14 protein-coding genes are annotated in these 16,687 nt (G+C 52.5%); 9 read left to right on the forward strand and 5 right to left on the reverse strand.

Features of this window, described 5'->3' with window-relative positions:
• Positions 1-7 precede the first annotated feature (7 nt).
• Entirely contained in the window at positions 8-1,465 is a 1,458-nt protein-coding gene (locus K0J45_RS16290; protein ID WP_220043321.1) for an NAD-dependent succinate-semialdehyde dehydrogenase, read from the reverse strand.
• A gap of 147 nt (positions 1,466-1,612) precedes the next feature.
• Here K0J45_RS16290 and K0J45_RS16295 point away from each other — a divergent pair, with 147 nt between their 5' ends.
• The gene (locus tag K0J45_RS16295) at positions 1,613-2,560 is read left to right on the forward strand and encodes a LysR family transcriptional regulator (protein WP_220043322.1); all 948 of its coding nucleotides are present in this window, start codon (positions 1,613-1,615) and stop codon (positions 2,558-2,560) included.
• Positions 2,561-2,565: 5 nt separating this feature from the next.
• Here K0J45_RS16295 and K0J45_RS16300 read toward each other — a convergent pair whose 3' ends face one another.
• Positions 2,566-3,105: a DUF3087 domain-containing protein gene (locus tag K0J45_RS16300; protein WP_258406714.1), complete on the reverse strand. Its 540-nt coding sequence runs from the start codon at positions 3,103-3,105 to the stop codon at positions 2,566-2,568.
• A gap of 340 nt (positions 3,106-3,445) precedes the next feature.
• On the opposite strand from K0J45_RS16300, the gene K0J45_RS16305 reads away from it, so the two are divergent.
• The 7 genes from K0J45_RS16305 to K0J45_RS16335 all read left to right on the forward strand — a co-directional run bounded on the left by K0J45_RS16305 (position 3,446) and on the right by K0J45_RS16335 (position 9,711).
• Positions 3,446-4,777 carry a Na+/H+ antiporter NhaC family protein gene (locus tag K0J45_RS16305; protein WP_011866974.1) on the forward strand — a complete coding sequence of 444 codons (1,332 nt, stop codon included), beginning with the start codon at positions 3,446-3,448 and terminating at the stop codon, positions 4,775-4,777.
• A 230-nt stretch (positions 4,778-5,007) separates the two neighbouring features.
• Positions 5,008-5,709, forward strand: a complete 702-nt coding sequence (locus tag K0J45_RS16310) for a DUF998 domain-containing protein (protein WP_258406125.1) — start codon at positions 5,008-5,010, stop codon at positions 5,707-5,709.
• A gap of 8 nt (positions 5,710-5,717) precedes the next feature.
• On the forward strand, positions 5,718-6,434 hold the full coding sequence (locus K0J45_RS16315) for a 23S rRNA pseudouridine(2604) synthase RluF (RefSeq protein WP_220043324.1): 717 nt from the start codon (positions 5,718-5,720) through the stop codon (positions 6,432-6,434).
• A 276-nt stretch (positions 6,435-6,710) separates the two neighbouring features.
• Positions 6,711-7,094, forward strand: a complete 384-nt coding sequence (locus tag K0J45_RS16320; RefSeq protein ID WP_220043325.1) for a hypothetical protein — start codon at positions 6,711-6,713, stop codon at positions 7,092-7,094.
• Positions 7,095-8,134: 1,040 nt separating this feature from the next.
• The gene (locus tag K0J45_RS16325; RefSeq protein WP_220043326.1) at positions 8,135-8,458 is read left to right on the forward strand and encodes a hypothetical protein; all 324 of its coding nucleotides are present in this window, start codon (positions 8,135-8,137) and stop codon (positions 8,456-8,458) included.
• A 96-nt stretch (positions 8,459-8,554) separates the two neighbouring features.
• Positions 8,555-9,025 (forward strand): HAD family hydrolase, encoded by a 471-nt coding sequence (locus K0J45_RS16330; protein ID WP_220043327.1) that lies wholly within the window; start codon positions 8,555-8,557, stop codon positions 9,023-9,025.
• 146 nt (positions 9,026-9,171) lie between these two features.
• Positions 9,172-9,711, forward strand: a complete 540-nt coding sequence (locus K0J45_RS16335) for a TlpA family protein disulfide reductase (RefSeq protein WP_220043328.1) — start codon at positions 9,172-9,174, stop codon at positions 9,709-9,711.
• A gap of 438 nt (positions 9,712-10,149) precedes the next feature.
• Here the strand turns inward: K0J45_RS16335 and K0J45_RS16340 are convergent, their stop codons facing one another.
• Positions 10,150-12,306 (reverse strand): S46 family peptidase, encoded by a 2,157-nt coding sequence (locus tag K0J45_RS16340; RefSeq protein WP_220043329.1) that lies wholly within the window; start codon positions 12,304-12,306, stop codon positions 10,150-10,152.
• Positions 12,307-12,529: 223 nt separating this feature from the next.
• Complete coding sequence (locus tag K0J45_RS16345; RefSeq protein WP_220043330.1) at positions 12,530-13,729, reverse strand: aromatic amino acid transport family protein; 1,200 nt, start codon at positions 13,727-13,729, stop codon at positions 12,530-12,532.
• 618 nt (positions 13,730-14,347) lie between these two features.
• On the opposite strand from K0J45_RS16345, the gene K0J45_RS16350 reads away from it, so the two are divergent.
• The gene (locus tag K0J45_RS16350) at positions 14,348-14,902 is read left to right on the forward strand and encodes a TMEM165/GDT1 family protein (RefSeq protein ID WP_220045339.1); all 555 of its coding nucleotides are present in this window, start codon (positions 14,348-14,350) and stop codon (positions 14,900-14,902) included.
• Between the two features lie 127 nt (positions 14,903-15,029).
• Here the strand turns inward: K0J45_RS16350 and katB are convergent, their stop codons facing one another.
• Entirely contained in the window at positions 15,030-16,490 is a 1,461-nt protein-coding gene (gene katB, locus K0J45_RS16355) for a catalase KatB (protein ID WP_011866986.1), read from the reverse strand.
• Between the last annotated feature and the right edge of the window lie 197 nt (positions 16,491-16,687).

The following is a 16,687-nucleotide window of genomic DNA, read 5'->3' on the forward strand; positions in this document are numbered from 1 at the left end:
CAAGCCACTACTGATCCAGGCCACCGAGGCACAGGTATTTAATTTCCAGATAATCGTCCAGGCCATACTTGGAACCTTCACGGCCGTTGCCCGACTGCTTCACCCCGCCAAAAGGTGCGGCGGCGTTGGAGATGATCCCCTCGTTGACGCCCACCATGCCATACTCCAGCCCCTCGGCGACGCGGAAGATGCGGCCGATATCCCGGGCGTAGAAATAGGCAGCCAGGCCATATTCGGTATCGTTGGCCATGGCCAGCGCCTCTGCCTCGCTGTCGAAGCTGATGATAGGGGTCACGGGGCCGAAGATCTCGTTGCGGGCCAGCGGCATCTCATTGGTCACATTGGTGACGATCACGGGTGCCAGGAAGCTCTCGCCCAGCTCACTCGGCTGTCCGCCGGTCACCAGCTTGGCGCCGCTTGCCACAGTATCATCCACCAGCTTAAGCACATTCGCCACCGCATCTTTGGAGATCATGGGGCCGACGGTCACGCCATCGCCCAGGCCATCGCCCAACTTGAGATTGGCCACGGCGGTGGTAAACTTCTCGGTAAAGGCCGCGGCAACTCCCTTCTGCACGAAAACACGGTTGGTGCAGACACAGGTTTGCCCAGCGTTGCGATACTTGGAGATCAGGGCGCCCTGCACCGCGGCATCGATGTCGGCGTCGTCAAACACGATAAAGGGCGCGTTGCCTCCCAGCTCCATGGAGACCTTCTTCACACTGGTCGCGCACTGGGCCAGCAAAATCTTGCCCACGGCGGTAGAGCCGGTGAAGGTAAACTTGGCCACATCTGGATGCTGGGTCAGCACCTTGCCCATGCCCACGGCATCTTCGCCCACCACTATGTTGAACACCCCGGCAGGGATACCGGCGCGCTCGGCCAGCTCTGCCATCGCCAAGGCCGACAGCGGCGTCAGCGGAGAGGGACGTGCCACGAAGGTACAACCGGCCGCCAGCGCAGCCGCCGCCTTACGGGCGATCATGGCGTTGGGGAAGTTCCACGGAGTAATAGAGGCCACCACGCCCACAGGCTGCTTGATCACCAGAATACGCTTGTCGCTGGCGGGCGCTGGAATGGTGTCGCCATAGACACGCTTGCCCTCCTCGGCAAACCAGTCGATAAAGGCGGCGCCATAGGCGATCTCCCCCTTGGCCTCGGCCAGGGGCTTACCCTGCTCCAGGGTCAGCAAGCGGCCCAGATCTTCCTGGTGCTCCATCATCAGGTTGAACCATTTACGCATCAGGGCGGCGCGCTCGTTGGCCGAACGCTTAGACCACTCCGGCAGTGCCCGCTTGGCGGCTAATATGGCCTCCTGGGTATCATCGAGACTGGCGTCAACCACCTGTGCGATCACCTTCTGGCTGGCCGGGTTCACCACGTCGAAGCGCTGCTCGCCCGCCGTCCATCTGCCGTCGATATAGGAGGAAAGTTTGATTAACTGAGTGTCTTTAATTCCCTGCATAACAGTTCCCTGCATAAATAGTTTGAATCTAAAGGGCTACGCCATAGCTTGAATCAAGAAGGGCGCGCTAATTTCTCTATTGAATAGCAAAACTAACTCGGGTTAAATACCAAATATTCAACACAAAGTTTGAAGCTTATAAAACTAATGAGCAAACAGTCCATCATCCCTAAGGCGATCACCGAATACGATCTCAGATTACTGCGCATCTTTCGCACCGTGGTCGAGAATGGTGGCTTCGCCGCCGCAGAGAATGAACTCGGGGTCACCCGCTCCACTATCAGCGTGCATATGTCGAACCTAGAGAGTCGAATGAAGCTCAAGCTGTGTAGCCGGGGACGGGGCGGATTTGCCCTCACGGAGGCGGGCCAGGCCGTATATCACGCCTGCATCGAACTATTCGATTCCCTCAACGATTTCTCGATGTTTGTTAACAACTTGGGGGAAGAGTTGATCGGCGAACTGGTGATCCTCTGCGCCGATCAGCTGGACTACGGCATGCAGCAGAAGCTGGCCCAGGTGATCGCCTACATACACGAGCGTCAGCCCCAGCTACACCTTATTCTTGATGGCGAGGCGCTGCACCAGATTGAGAAGTCGCTGCTACAGGACAAGGCCCACGTCGGCCTCTTGCCCAGCTATCAACAGATCCAGGGCCTCAACTATCAGACCATCTTCAGCGAGCCCATCTACCTGTGTTGCAGCGCCAAGCATCCCTATTTTCACCTGAGCGACGAAGAGATCAGTGCCGAGATGCTGGCCAAGACCCCCTCTATCCATCCAGGCGTCGATATCGACCCCGAGGGCAGAGAGCAGCTCAAACGCCTCAACCTGTCGGCCAAGGCGTATCAGTTTGATACTCGTAAAACCTTAATTCTATCGGGTTGCTACATAGGTTACCTGCCCCTGAGCTACATTCAGGAGGAGCTGAAACAGCAGGAGATCAAGATCATTCACGGGGATGAGGCCTGTTACCAGTTCAACCTCTCCATGGTGGTCAAGCAGTCGGCGCGGGAGAGCGCCAAGGTGGAGCTGCTGACCCAGGCCTTCAACGAAGTGTTTGGCCTGGATAAGCCACGAGGCGAGCAGAGATAAAGGGGCTAAAACTTCTCCAGCAGCGACTCGTCGAAATCCTCTGGGCCGATATTAAGCCCAAGCTCGGCGATACGCGCCTTAACTGCCTCTAATTCCTTATCGACCTGGCTCAGGGTCAATGTGTTGTCGTCCAGCAGATAAACCAGTTTCTGGCTGCTGAAATAGAACACCTGTATGGTGAGGGCGTCGATGTCGTTACGCTCGCCCGCCTGTTTGATCTGCTTAAACTTGCGGTAGATGCGGTTCTGCAGCGCCTTGAGCCTAGACACATAATAGATCTCGCGAAAGTACGCTTTGTGTCGCTGTTGGTAGAGCCCCAAGGCGCAGACGGCAAAGCCTATCAACACGCCGAAGAAATTCAGGTGCAGGTTGCCGGTAGACTCGCCGCTAACCACCTCCTGATTGCCAAACAAGGCGATCAACAGCTGCCCAGATACCAGAGACAGCAGAGCCAAACTGGCGATAAACACCGCTATCACCCGATTTAAGTGCTGGCGATAACGCGCCTTATCCACCTCGACTAACATCATTTTTTCGATTTCCACTAAGCCACATGAGGCGCAAGCCTAGCATGAGTAATAAGTTAAGTGACAGTTTTAACAAGATAAAAAATTTGATCTCTCGGCTTAAGCTAGGCAAGTTAATAACTTGTTACCGCAAGATGTTAACAGGCTTGTCAGAGGATTTAACAGCAACCAAACATTTAGCAGTAAAAACATCTAGACGTCTAAATTGACAGACGTCTTTCGATCTCATATCCTCTCACCTATTGAGATGTCCCATTTCGCAAAAAAGCGAGATGTTCCAGCTAGGAGGGCAAGGGAACGAGCATCCAGTTTTAATGACACGTCTCCGCGGAGACGTTTAGCGAGAAGAGAGAGCGTTTTGACAACACCAACACAAACCACGGCCCCCAAGGCATCGTTTATCGCCCTACTGCCACTATTCCTGTTTCTGGCCCTGTTTATCGGTGCCGGCGTCTATTTCCAGAGTCAGGGCGTCGACTTTGCCTTCTATCAGCTGCCGAGCGTGGTCGCCATCCTGCCCGCCATCATACTGGCGCTGCTGATCTCGAAAGAGAAGCTGAACCAGAGCATAGAGACCTTCATCGGCGGCATAGGCCACTCCAACATCATCGCCATGTGTCTCATCTACCTATTAGCCGGCGCCTTTGCCTCCGTGGCCAAGGCCACGGGCGGCGTGGATGCCACAGTGGCACTGGGGCTGTCGCTTGTGCCCTCTAACCTGCTGCTACCCGGTTTCTTCGTGATCGCCGCCTTCATCGCCACCGCCATGGGTACCTCTATGGGCACCATAGCCGCGGTTGCCCCCATCGCACTGGGCGTGGCCGAAGAGGCGCAGATCGATCTGGCACTGATGGCCGGGGCCGTGATCTCGGGCGCCCTGTTTGGTGACAACCTATCGATCATCTCTGACACCACCATTGCCGCGACCCGCACCCAGGGCTGTGAGATGAAAGACAAGTTCAGAGAAAACCTGATCTTCGCCATTCCCGCCTCGCTGATCACCCTGGTGGTATTCACCCTCGCCGGACAAGGCCAAGCCGATGTGGCGCCGCAGCAGATAGATTTTCTTAAGGTTATCCCCTACCTCACCATCTTGGTACTGGCGGTCGCCGGGCTGAACGTATTCGTAGTGCTGACCGTGGGTATCTTGCTGGCAGGCATCACCGGCTTTGCCACCCTAGACTACGGCCTGATCCAATTTGGTAAGGATATCTACGCCGGCTTTAGCAACATGCAGGAGATCTTCATCCTCTCAATGCTGGTCGGTGGCCTGGCTGCCCTGATGCAGCAACAGGGTGGCCTGGCATTTGTGAGCAAGCAGATTGAGAAGCTGATCGTTCGCTTCTCCAGCGCCAAGGGCGAGGCCTCGACCCGTGCCTCTGAGCTGGGCATGGCAGGCATAGTCGCTCTGACCAACACCTGTGTGGCCAACAATACCGTGTCTATCGTGGTAACCGGCGATATCGCCAAAGATCTGGCCGAGAAGCATGAGGTTACCCCTAAGCGCGCCGCCAGTATCTTGGATATCTTCTCCTGTATCATTCAGGGCTTGATCCCTTACGGTGCCCAGGCGCTGCTGATCGCCTCCACCTTCAGCATCAGCCCGCTGCAGGCGGTTGCCCACGCCTGGTACTGCATGATCCTCGCCATAGTTGCCATCGCCATAGTGGTACTGCGTAAGCGTCACTAAGCTGAATTGGTGCGCCCTGACCATGGGCGCACGGATCAATTTGTGACAATCCTCACCTTAACAGTTCCACTCTATGGGGGTTTTCACTTAAACTAATGCCATAGGGATATAATTGCGACGCAGTGAATTAGGTTAAGCATTTACTGAAATTAGCCATGCGTCGAAACGAAAGGAGTACAAAAAAAGTACTCCTTTTTTATATTCAAAAAATAACAATAAATGGCATCGCTATGGCCCTACACCAACCCATAAACTATGACCTGCAACGCATGGTGGTCTTCACCATTCTGACCGGTGCGCTCATCTCTGCCCTGGGCATCTCTATCTCCCTGTTCGCCAAGTTTCAGGTGATGGGACTGGAGGCCTTTAACCAAAGGCCGGATCTGCTGGGCAACTATGTGGACTCCCCCCTGGCCTATATCTTCAACATGGGACTTATCCTGGCAGGCTCTTGCATACTGCTGGCCATGTACGGCCTGTTGCAGCTCAAGCTGGGACACTTTGGCAACTATATCGCCTTCGCTGGCTTTGTGGTGGGGGTGACTATCATCCTCATCGGCATCTACCCGATCAACTACCTCAAAGAGCACAGGCTGTTTTCCACCATCTTCCTGATCGCCACCATCATCCTCTATTTCCTGACCCTCTCGGCCAGAGTCAACCATAAGGCAATCTGTTCGACGCCGCTGTTTATCGTTAGCGGCCTGGGCCTGACGGCCGCCAGCAGCCTGGCCCTCATGGTGGATTGGGGAATACTCGACTTCGCCCCCTGCAGCCACCACGACGGCTCAATTTGCGGCGTCGCCTTTGCCATGTGGGCCCAGACCAATCTGGTAATGGTCTGGTGTGTCACCCTGGCGCTCACCATCAAGAAGCTCGCCAGACACAGCTATCAGGACAACCTGATCAGCCAAGTCTCGGCCCACGGCTAGGCGCGTCGATGCGCCTCGCCCAGTACCTGGCCTTAACTGGACGCTGCTCGCGCCGCGCCGCATCGAGACTGATCCGCGACGGGCGAGTCAGCCTGGGCGATCGGCTCGCCAAACACACAGACAGCATAGAGCTGATAGAGACGCCCGCAGGCACACAGGCATCGCTCAGCGTCTGTGTCGATGGCGAGCCGCTGCCCCCCATCGCCGACAAGGCCTACTGGATATTCAACAAGGCGGTGGGGACAGACTGCCGCCTGCTGGCAGAGGATACTGCCAGCCTGATCCATCTGCTGCCACAGCAGCCGCGACTCTACCCCGTGGGACGGCTGGATAAAGACTCCAGGGGGCTGCTGCTACTCACCAACGATGGTGAGCTGACCCAGCGCCTGATGCACCCAAGTTTTGCCCACCACAAACGCTACCATGTCAGGCTAGACAGGCCCTTCGATGATGATTTTGTGGTTCAGATGGCTGCGGGCGTCAGCTATAAGGATGTCACCACACTCCCCTGTCAGGTGACTCGCCTAAGCCCGGACAGCTTCGAGATAGTCCTCACCCAGGGGCTCAACCGCCAGATCCGCCGCATGAGTCAGTCCCTCGGCCACAAGGTAATAGACCTTGAGCGCGTCGCCATCGAATCCTTAACCCTGGGCGATCTGCCAGAAGGCGAGATGCGACCGCTGACCGCGCAGGAAATCGCTGCACTCAAGGAGAGTATCACCTAAAGCGATCGGCTCCTGTTGGTGGGCTCCACTTGGCAGGTTCTTCTTAACAGCCTGTTAGTCTTGTTTATCCCAACGTCCTCTTATCATCGCTTCCCTCTTTTTCTCGTATTCCTTCACTCTTGGATCTTGCGTCTAGGGCTCGCTCCATATCCCCATGATTCAAATCTGATTTAATCTCTTGATTAAGGGCGACATCACATTCCCTGTCATAAGCCAGCGCTATAGTGATTATTGCGCGAGAGAACGATATAAAAATAAAACTCACTAGGGGGTTATATGACATCAACAGAAACGGGCGAGCAGATCACAGAGAAGCAGCGTGGATTTTGGCTAAGCGCCTTCTTAGTCCTGATGTTTATCGCCAATCCGCTGACCGCCATCACCTACTTTGCCAACCCACAAGCCATCACAGAGATCTACCCCAGCGCCAGCACCGGCATACTCTATTTTCTCGGGGTGATGAGCCTGGTGAATGTCGTCCTGGCCGCCATGATCTGGCGATGGAAGAAGCTAGGCGTATTTGGTTTCTACTGCGTCATCGCCATCGGATTCATCATCAACCTCTATATCGGCATAGGCGTTATGGGCTCATTGACCGGACTGCTCGGCGGCGTGATCGTCTTCGTGACCACCAAGAAACGATGGGAACATTTTTCTTAAGCACAAGCCTGCTTAAAGGGGCTTTGTTGGGGGGCTTAGTTGGGGGGCTTTGTTGGGGGGCTTAGTTGGGGGGCTTAGTTGGGGGGCTTTGTTGGGTGAATAGTTGCTAGCGTAGCTTCCGGCTTATTTCGTATTGGGTTGGTGATTGAAGGTCGAACCTTCATGGCTGTCTATCATCTGCGTGGGCTTAGATGCAAACACGTTTTTGGCACGCTGTGTATCTTTGGCCAGCATCGATACTTGAGAGGCTGTTGAAGGTCGTACCTTCATCGCCATCTAACGCCTGCCCGACGGGTGCAGTACATGGAAGTAGCAATGTTGTGGTAACAGGGTCAGTGATGCTCCCTACATCAGGCCGACATTCCCCATATCCCTATGGGTCAGATGTGAAAGAACGACGTATATGCAGATACGCCTGTGGCACGCTACGCGCAATCTGACCTGAATGGATGTTGGGGAGGTAAATGAAGGTCGTACCTTCATCGCCATCTAACGCCTGCCCGGCGGGGGTTGTGCAGATACGCCTGTGAGACGCCGTGAATAAGTCCCTTTAGGCTCTGCCGAAACATCCCTGTTTCGGAAGCTCACCGGCGTATCTACACTCGGTATCTAACGTCTCTTCGATTTGGCGGTATTGGTATGTTTAAGGCGTGAAAACCAACTGATTTTGCCCCAAAGTGAGTGAACAAGTTGTCGGTGGATCTGTAACGAACCAACTTTCTGGCTTGGAAATTTTTAGTACTACACCCGTGTGATGTAATTCACTTCTCCCCATCAAAAAAGCTGGATAAGAACACAGCCATATTTAAATCATAAGGATTATGAACGATTTTTATCCTGTATTTGTGCGCCCCTCATTCAACCCCAAACAAATAACAATTAAAATCAATCACTTACAACAATCATCGAGTAGTTAATAGGGTTGAAATACGCGCATGCGCATTTTTCTGCATAGTATGTTTGAAGTAAAGGTGATAACTTCTTTGTAATACAATCAGTTAACAATACGCGTTTTCACTGTTCTAACATGATAAACGCGCATGAGCACTAATAAGCTGTTATGCGGTGACAAAGTAATGACCAAGGATGAAGTTATAAATGAATTTGAGAAACGAGAGCGAAAGTTAACTGTAATTTTTGCTGTCTCGTTTGCTATTTTTGGCTTTACGTTTTTATTCAATGCAATCACTGACGCATATATAAACCCAACATTTCCGTTTTTAGCTGGCTTTGCGTTGATGTTTTATGGTCTAAATAAAGTTTATCGTTGCCCTGCATGCAATTCAGCGCCAAGAGCATTAGGAAGGGCTGGCATCCAGATTTCGCTCAAAAATTGTAGCAATTGCGGGGTCAAACTAAGGTGACAGCGCATAACAAACGCCATCAAACACCGCATTGCGCCTCGACTCGCAACACGTTGATCGCATTTGTGGCGGACATTAGATACGCAAGGAGGATAAATGAAAAATATATATTTGTTTGATTGGGGTGATACCTTAATGGTCGACTTTCCTTGCGTACACGGCAAAATGTGTGATTGGGAAACCGTCGAAGCTGTAGAAGGCGCTTTGGAAGCTTTGAGGCATCTATCAAAGTCGGCGTCAATTTACATTGCAACAGGCGCTGCTGAATCCTCCGAATCAGACATTCAATTGGCTTTTGAAAGAGTTGGTTTAGCTCAGTTCATCACAGGTTATTTTTGTAAGGCCAATCTTGGGGTTTCAAAAGGGAACCCAGATTTTCTTCCAAAAATCATAGACCTCCTCGGAGTTGATAAGGCGCTTGTGTTTATGGTTGGCGACAGTTTAGCCAAAGATATTGAGCCAGCTCTAAAATCAGGCATTCAACCGATTTGGTATAACCCTAAACTTGATGATTCGGAACCAAAGGGGGTAAAGGTTATCCAGCACTTAACTGAATTGTGCATATAATAAATGCATCAAGTAGCTCACTTGGCTTACAGTGACATTAAAACGACATGGTGGTTTAGTTTTGGTACTTCGCTAAGATTAAAGCGATCGCCGCTACGATTTACGTCCCCTTGTGTGGGTATTAACAATCAACAAAGGAGTTTAATTTGGTCAAGTTAGTTTTTATTTTATGTTTAACTTTCGCAATTAACGTACATGCAGACAGTTACGATCAGAAAGTTAATGCATCATTGAAAGATATCGGTAAACAAATAACAAATATTGAACTTATTAATACCGAAGGCCAGCCTAAAACATTTATGGATCTCAAAGGTACTACGCACATAGTATATTTTTTTGCATCTTGGTGTTCGCCCTGTTACAAGTCCCTTAAAAACATTGAACAAATTCGTATTACTAATGACCTAAGCGTTAATATACTAGGTGTCGCTTTAGATGACGACAGAGAAGCTGTAAGTAAAATGCTAAAAGATACAGGTTTCAAAGGCGAGGTCTGGATTTCAAAGGAGGGGCGTGTTCCTCTACTGAATCGTATGTTTGGAAATGCCTACAAGGCGCTCCCTTATGTGATAAAAGTTGACGAAAATATGATAATCAAAGAACACAGCTATGATATCTCATCAAAAGAGCATTGGGAGAAAGTATTAGTAGAAAATATGTCCTTTAAGGACTCAACTGCGTTATAAAAAGCAATCAGACGGGACGAAATCTATTTTCGTCCCTAACATTCAACCCGATACTTTACGGCATTATTTACATCCATGTAGCCAGATGATTATCCATGGATGGACTTGAACAACATCCCTGTATAACGGCCAGTTCGGCATCCATGTCTCTCGTTCATGAGCACGAAGCTTCGCTTCATTCACCGCGCCAAAAGAATGTTTGCACATAAGGCCTGCCGCAGGCAATTAACCACAGTAACGGTTAACGCTAAAGCATGGCTAATTGAATTCAAACTACGTCAAGCCACGTCGAGCCACTAGGCACATTTCAATAAATCACGAAGAAACCATCAGCACTAGATAACAAAAAAGGGCCTAGATTCTCATCTAAGCCCTTTTAACCTTAACGCTGACTAGATACTAAAAGCATCCAACCAGCGCCTCCACTAATCGCTAGAATTAGTGAACAATCTCCATTTCTGCCAGCAGGTTGTCGGCGTGATCCAGATACTTCATCACCCATAGCATGTAGCGGCTATCTACCTGGATAGAACGGTTGGTGTCGGTATCGTAACCCCAGTCGCCGATGATTGACTCATAGACGCCGTCAAACAGCAGACCGACAAGCTCGGCGCGGCCGTTTAGGGTTGGTGAACCTGAGTTACCACCTGTGGTATCCAGGGTCGACAGGAAGTTCACCGGCACAGAATCGATAGACTTCACATAGTAGTCGCCATACTGCTTCTGCTTAATCAGCTCAAGCTGCTTCTTAGGCGCGTCGAACGGATCTTCACCCGTGTCTTTGGCCACTATGCCTTCCAGGCGAGTGAAAGGTACGGCAACCAGACCATCTTGTGGCGAGTAGCCCTTCACATGACCCACGGTCACACGCAGGCTAGAGTTGGCGTCGGCGTACACTGGCTTACCCAGCTCCTTGTTGTAGGCGATGATGGCATCCATATATTGAGGACGTACCTTCATCAACTTGCCATACAGCTCCTTCTCTTTCTTTTCCTGAGCCATATCAGTGTCATACATGGCGACGGCAAACTGAATGAAAGGATCTTTAGAGGCCTTGAAGTCGGCTACCGACTTGTCCATCCAGGCAAGACGAGTCGCCTTGTCGCCCAGCTCGGTCTTGGCGTACATCTTATCCAGTACCTTGCTCAGCTTGGCGGCGTCGAACTTCTTGCCGATGCCGAATGCCTTGTCCAGCTCAGGGATACGCTCTTCGCTAGGCAGCTTGGCGTAACGGCTCAGCAGGTCCAGTACCACGGCCTTATCCACACTCGGTGCATAACGACGGTCGATACGCTCAAGGCCCGACTTGAAGCGGGTCATGTCGCGATCCTGATATCCAGGCTCACGCGCCATGTCGTCCAGCTGCTTCTCGTTAGCCAGACGGTAGAGGCTACGAGCAGTCGGCAGCATGGTGGTGTAACCGATATAACCTAAGATGATGTCGCGGGCCTGATGCTCCTGACTCTCTTTGATCAGCTTGTCCAGCTCGGCCATGGTTTGACCATACTGGGCCTGACGCTTGCTGTCTTTGTTGATCCAAGCAGTCAGCGCCGCCTCGCGAGCCTTGCGATCGTCGAGCATAGTCGACTTGCCATAGAACTCGATCATCGAGGTGAAGTTTTTGGCGTAGTTGGCCAGACCGGCGATCAGGCTTTCATACTTGATGCGCTCGTCGCTGCCCTCAGGCGCGGTTTCCTTGATGATCTCGATGAAGCGTTCACGCAGCATCTTGCCTTCTGGATAGGCCCACTCAAACTGGTTTTCCACCTCGTTGGCGGTGCGGTAACGGTTGGTGCGACCCGGATAGCCGGCAACCATGACGAAATCGCCATCGCTCACGCCCTTGGCAGACACCTTAAGGAAGCTCTTAGGCTCGTAAGGCACGTTGTCTTTGCTGAAATCAGCAGGCTTGCCATCTTTCGAGACATAGCCGCGATAGAAAGAGAAGTCACCGGTATGACGTGGCCACATCCAATTGTCGATGTCGCCGCCGTACTTACCTACGCTAGCCGCCGGGTTATACACCAGACGCACGTCGCGGATCTCAAGCTGCTTAACCAGGTAGTACTCCAGGCCGCCGTGGAAGCTGTAAACCTGACAGCGGTAGCCGTCGTCGGCCTCACACTGGGCAACCAGTTGCTTCTCTTTGGCTTCGATGCCCTGATAGAAGTCGTTACCTACCTTGTTTTCCAGGCCGGCTTTCACCTCATCGGTCACATTAGTCACGGCTTCGGTGACATAGATGCGTGAACCTGGGGTAGCGGGTAGCTCTTCGCCATAGTTCTTCGCCAGGAAGCCATCTTTTAGCAGGTTCTTCTCTGGGGTCGAGTTGTATTGAATCGAGCCATAGGCACAGTGATGGTTAGTCACTACCAGGCCCTTTGGCGACACGAAAGACGCGGTACAGCCACCTAGGCTGATCACGGCGTTCATGGGGAATTCGGTGAGTTTAGAGATAGATTTGGCGTCGATTTCCAGCCCTTTGGCCTTCAGCTCATCTGCCATGGCAGGCAGTTGATAGGGCTGCCACATCCCCTCATCGGCGTGAGCGCCGAAGGCAGCGGCGAGCGCCACTGACACGAGTAACTTTTTCATTTGCTAAGTCCGTTTTATCGTTATAAAAATTTTTATAATACCCAATGGTCTTTTAAGTCCTCAGCGCATGAAGCCTTAAAAGCCCTACAAAAAAGTCGGGCAATGGCCCGACTTTATCATAAATTCTTGAGTAACAAACAGCTTAGCAAATTAGCGAAAAGGTAAGCAGGTATTTCCAGCAATCCCCTGCCCCTTCGCTTAGGCGCAAATTGTCAGTCTCTTTTTACAGTGCAACCCAGAGCTGGGCGGCGATAATCACCAGACCCACCAACGCCGACGCAGCCAGGGCAAACTGACCGCCACTCACCTGGTAACCACCCAGGTTTTGCTTACGCTGTCCCAGCGCCATGGCGATAGGCAGGAAGATGATCATCACCACCAGCGGCAGGGCAGCAAAACCTAATACCTTAATGAAACCATCAGGATAGTAGAGGGCGCACAGCAGCGGCGGCACAAAGGTTATCAACCAGGTCTGCAGGCGACCCAGCAGGTTGTCTCTGGCGCGGGTTAGCTCGGCAATATAGTCGAACAGGCTCATGGTCACCCCAAGGAAAGAGGTGATCAGCGCCAGGTTTGCAAACAAATCGATACATTGACGTAAAATGTCTGAGTGAGCTATGCCCTGCAGCGCCGACACCAGCTTAGGCAGAGAGCCCTCGAAACCGTACACGGTCGCGCCGCCCACAGTGCCCAGGGTCACCATCAACCAGAGGATGTAACACACCAAGGGGATGGTCGAGCCAATCATGAGTACCTTACGCAGCGACATGGCATCGCCATCCAGGTAGCGCACAATCGTTGCGATACAGACGTGGAAACCGAAAGAGGTAAACACCACAGGAATAGCCGCCAGCCAGAGGTTACCCAGCTCGCCCTTAGACACCAATTCGGTGGCTGATTCACGCAGGATATAGCTTGGGCTGACTTCGGGTAGCAGGAAGAGCACTACGATGACGAACAGGGCCACCATGGCGCTAAAGAGCACACGTGAGACCTTGTCGATCCAGGAGACGCCGATGGCGATAAAGCCGCCGAACACCAAGGTAAACAGCAATACTGCCGCCTCGTGGTTCACCTTGATCCCCAGGGGTTCGAAGCGAGACTCCAGCAGGGAGGAGCCACCCATCAGATAGACCATGGTCAGGGCAAATAGCAGACTCAAGAAGGAGCCGCCCTGGATCAGCTGGCCGACCTTGCCTAAGGTCTTGCCCGTGATGGCGTGGACGTTCAGCCCTACACCGGCACGTAAGTTAATCTCTAACATCAACAGAGAGGTATAGATAGATACCCCCCAGATCGCCACTAATAGTAGTAAGGCTGGAATCGTCCCCAATGAAGCAGTTGCCAGAGGCAAGGCCAACATGCCTCCCCCAATTGCGGTCCCCGCAACGATGGCAATAGAGCCAAGCATTTTTAAGTTCACAAAATTGTCCTGTCTTTATTTATTATCTCTTTTTGGAAGGTCAGATTTAGAACGACTGCGAAGGCGGGAATTAGTCATGAAACACACTAAGCGATAGCCTCCTAACCGAACTATGGATCTCTGCCCTAGTACGTGTCGGGTTGGCCTCAACAGCTTAGCTTTTACTATCTTACGATCTAGCTAAGCCCCTGAGGCTGCCTAAATCGGTAACAATATCGATAGGTATGTTTCATCACTACCTTTACTCTATAAATTTGACTGTTTGGCACATTAACAGAGCCACAGGCGGCGCACAAGGTATGCCGCCAGATCGGATGCAAGTTTGTACAAAGGCGTAAAAACCACGAAACAAGCTGTCTACAGAGTGATCACCCCAGGCAAGCAGGCACCTCCTTGCACCTCAAAAGGATTTGGGTATAATGGCCGCCACTGCTTCAGGGGAGTAGCTAACAAGGCAAAGCCATTTGCCTTGAGTGAGTGTCAACATACTTGGCCACATGCCATGGTACTCACGGTAAGGGGAACACCTCTTACTCTGCAAGACCTGAGCACGGTTACCGTTCATTCATTAGGGGGCGGCGGATCGTGCTTGGAATTTTTGCCCCCTTAGGAACTATGATGGAAGCATTACTCGCCTCAACCTTCACCGTCGCCATTGCCGAGATAGGTGACAAGACCCAGCTGCTGGCACTGATCCTCGCCGCAAGATTCAAGAATAAGACCGCGATCATCCTGGGGATACTGCTATCTACCCTGGCTAACCATTTTGCCGCCGCCTGGGTTGGCCAGTGGGCTATCAACTGGATAAACCCAGAGATGGCCACCTATATCGTCGCCTTCTCCTTCTTCGCCATCGCCCTCTGGGTACTGGTACCCGATAAAGTCGACGCCGAAGAAAGCCGCTTCTATCAGATGGGCCCCTTCATTGCCACCTTCATCCTCTTCTTCCTCGCCGAGATGGGCGACAAGACCCAGGTTGCCACAGTCGTGCTGGCCGCCAAGTATGATGCCCTGCCGCTAGTGGTACTGGGCACCACACTGGGGATGATGATCGCCAACGTGCCTGTGGTGATCGCCGGTCATTTCAGCGCCGAGAAACTGCCGATGAAATGGATCCACCGTGGCTGCGCCGCCCTGTTCGCCCTGCTGGGTGTGGCGACTCTGCTCTATTAAGTTAAGGCAGCTCGGCGCAGGACGTTAGCCCTGCTGGATAGCAAAAAGCCAGTGACTCAGATCACTGGCTTTCTATTTTCAGGCTGTACACGCCTGGTTATCTACAAGTCTAACTTACAGACCTATCTTACAAACCTAGGCCCTGCTTAATGCGTTGACCATAGTCTTCATCGGCCTTGAAGAAGTGGGCCAACATGCGCTCCTGAACATCCATGCTCGCCTGACTGAGAGAGCCTGAGATGGTCGCCGCCAGTCTGGCCTTCTCGTCTTCTGAGAAGATGCGATACAGGTTACCCGCCTGGGTGTAGTCATCCTGGTCGTAACGACTGTAACGGTCGGCTTCACCATCGAGTCTCAGCGCTGGCTCGGCAAACTGTGTCGGCTCCACCAGGGCAGACTGAGTGCTGTTAGGCCCATAGTTAGCGCTGGCATCGCCGCCCGTCTGACTGCCACTGAAGGGGCACTGGGTTCCCGCCATGGCGCCGCCACGCTGATGATGGTTTGCCTGAGTCGCATGAGGGCAGTTTACCGGCAACTGGTTATAGTTGGCGCCGATACGGTAGCGCTGGGCATCGGCATAGGCAAACAGACGCGCCTGCAACATCTTGTCCGGCGAGGCGCCTACGCCTGGCACCAAGTTACTCGGCGCTAAGGCCACCTGCTCTACCTCGGCGAAGTAGTTCTGCGGCAGACGGTTAAGCTCCAGCACACCTATCTCGATCAGTGGGTAGTCGCCATGTGGCCACACCTTGGTCAGATCGAACGGGTTGATGTGATAAGTGTTGGCATCGGCCTCAGGCATGATCTGCACATTCACCGTCCAGCGCGGGAAGTTAGCGTCCTGGATAGCCGCCACCATGTCACGCTGGGACGAGTCAGGATCGATACCCTTAAGCTTATCCGCCTGCTCGTTGGTCAGGTTAACCACGCCCTGCTGTGACTTGAAGTGGAACTTGACCCAGAAACGTTCTCCCTTGGCATTCCAGAAGGAGAAGGTGTGCGAGCCGTAGCCGTGCATCTGACGATAGTTAGCCGGAATACCACGGTCTGACATCAAAATGGTCACCTGATGCATCGCCTCTGGGTTAAGCGACCAGAAGTCCCACATCGCCTGTGGATCTTTCAGGTTAGTCATAGGGTTGCGCTTCTGGGTGTGGATGAAGTCCGGGAACTTTATGCCATCACGCAGGAAGAAGGTCGGGGTGTTGTTGCCGACGATGTCGTGGTTACCGCGCTTGGTGTAGAAACGCAGGCCAAAACCACGGGGATCGCGCTCGGCGTCGGCCGAACCCATCTCGCCGCCCACGGTCGAGAAGCGCACGAAGGTCTCAGTCTGCTTGCCTTCGCCGTTGAAGTGGTCGGCGATGGTGTAGTCGCTCAGATCTTTGGTCAGGGTGAAGGTGCCATACACACCCGTACCCTTGGCGTGGACGATACGCTCGGGGATACGCTCACGGTTAAAGTGCGCCAGCTTCTCGATAAGGTGCCAGTCCTGTAGCAGTAGCGGGCCGCGCTCGCCGGCAGAGAGAGAGTTTTGATCGTCCGCAATAGGTGCGCCATTTTGGCTGGTTAAGTAGTTGGTTGTCATAATTCGCTCCATCCTGTTTAGCTTGTTGGGCCCTCGGCTCGGGTCTTAGCCTGGGTAAAAATTTAGGTATTAGTTTAGGTATAAATTTAGCTTTTCGTTTACGCGGCCTGGTCAGCTCAACCAGTCTTCGATAACGTCAAATATTGTGACCATAGCTCTTCTCCAAATTAGCTCTGTTCCTCTAAACGTTCATTTCA

It is taken from the genome of Shewanella alkalitolerans (genome assembly GCF_019457575.1).
Classification (GTDB): domain Bacteria; phylum Pseudomonadota; class Gammaproteobacteria; order Enterobacterales; family Shewanellaceae; genus Shewanella; species Shewanella loihica.

Coding starts and splice junctions, on each gene's coding strand:
- K0J45_RS16290 (WP_220043321.1), bottom strand. CDS start 1,465: ATGCAGGGAATTAAAGACACTCAGTTAATCAAACTTTCCTCCTATATC.
- K0J45_RS16295 (WP_220043322.1), top strand. CDS start 1,613: ATGAGCAAACAGTCCATCATCCCTAAGGCGATCACCGAATACGATCTC.
- K0J45_RS16310 (WP_258406125.1), top strand. CDS start 5,008: ATGGCCCTACACCAACCCATAAACTATGACCTGCAACGCATGGTGGTC.
- K0J45_RS16315 (WP_220043324.1), top strand. CDS start 5,718: ATGCGCCTCGCCCAGTACCTGGCCTTAACTGGACGCTGCTCGCGCCGC.
- K0J45_RS16320 (WP_220043325.1), top strand. CDS start 6,711: ATGACATCAACAGAAACGGGCGAGCAGATCACAGAGAAGCAGCGTGGA.
- K0J45_RS16325 (WP_220043326.1), top strand. CDS start 8,135: ATGAGCACTAATAAGCTGTTATGCGGTGACAAAGTAATGACCAAGGAT.
- K0J45_RS16330 (WP_220043327.1), top strand. CDS start 8,555: ATGAAAAATATATATTTGTTTGATTGGGGTGATACCTTAATGGTCGAC.
- K0J45_RS16340 (WP_220043329.1), bottom strand. CDS start 12,306: ATGAAAAAGTTACTCGTGTCAGTGGCGCTCGCCGCTGCCTTCGGCGCT.
- K0J45_RS16350 (WP_220045339.1), top strand. CDS start 14,348: ATGGAAGCATTACTCGCCTCAACCTTCACCGTCGCCATTGCCGAGATA.
- katB (WP_011866986.1), bottom strand. CDS start 16,490: ATGACAACCAACTACTTAACCAGCCAAAATGGCGCACCTATTGCGGAC.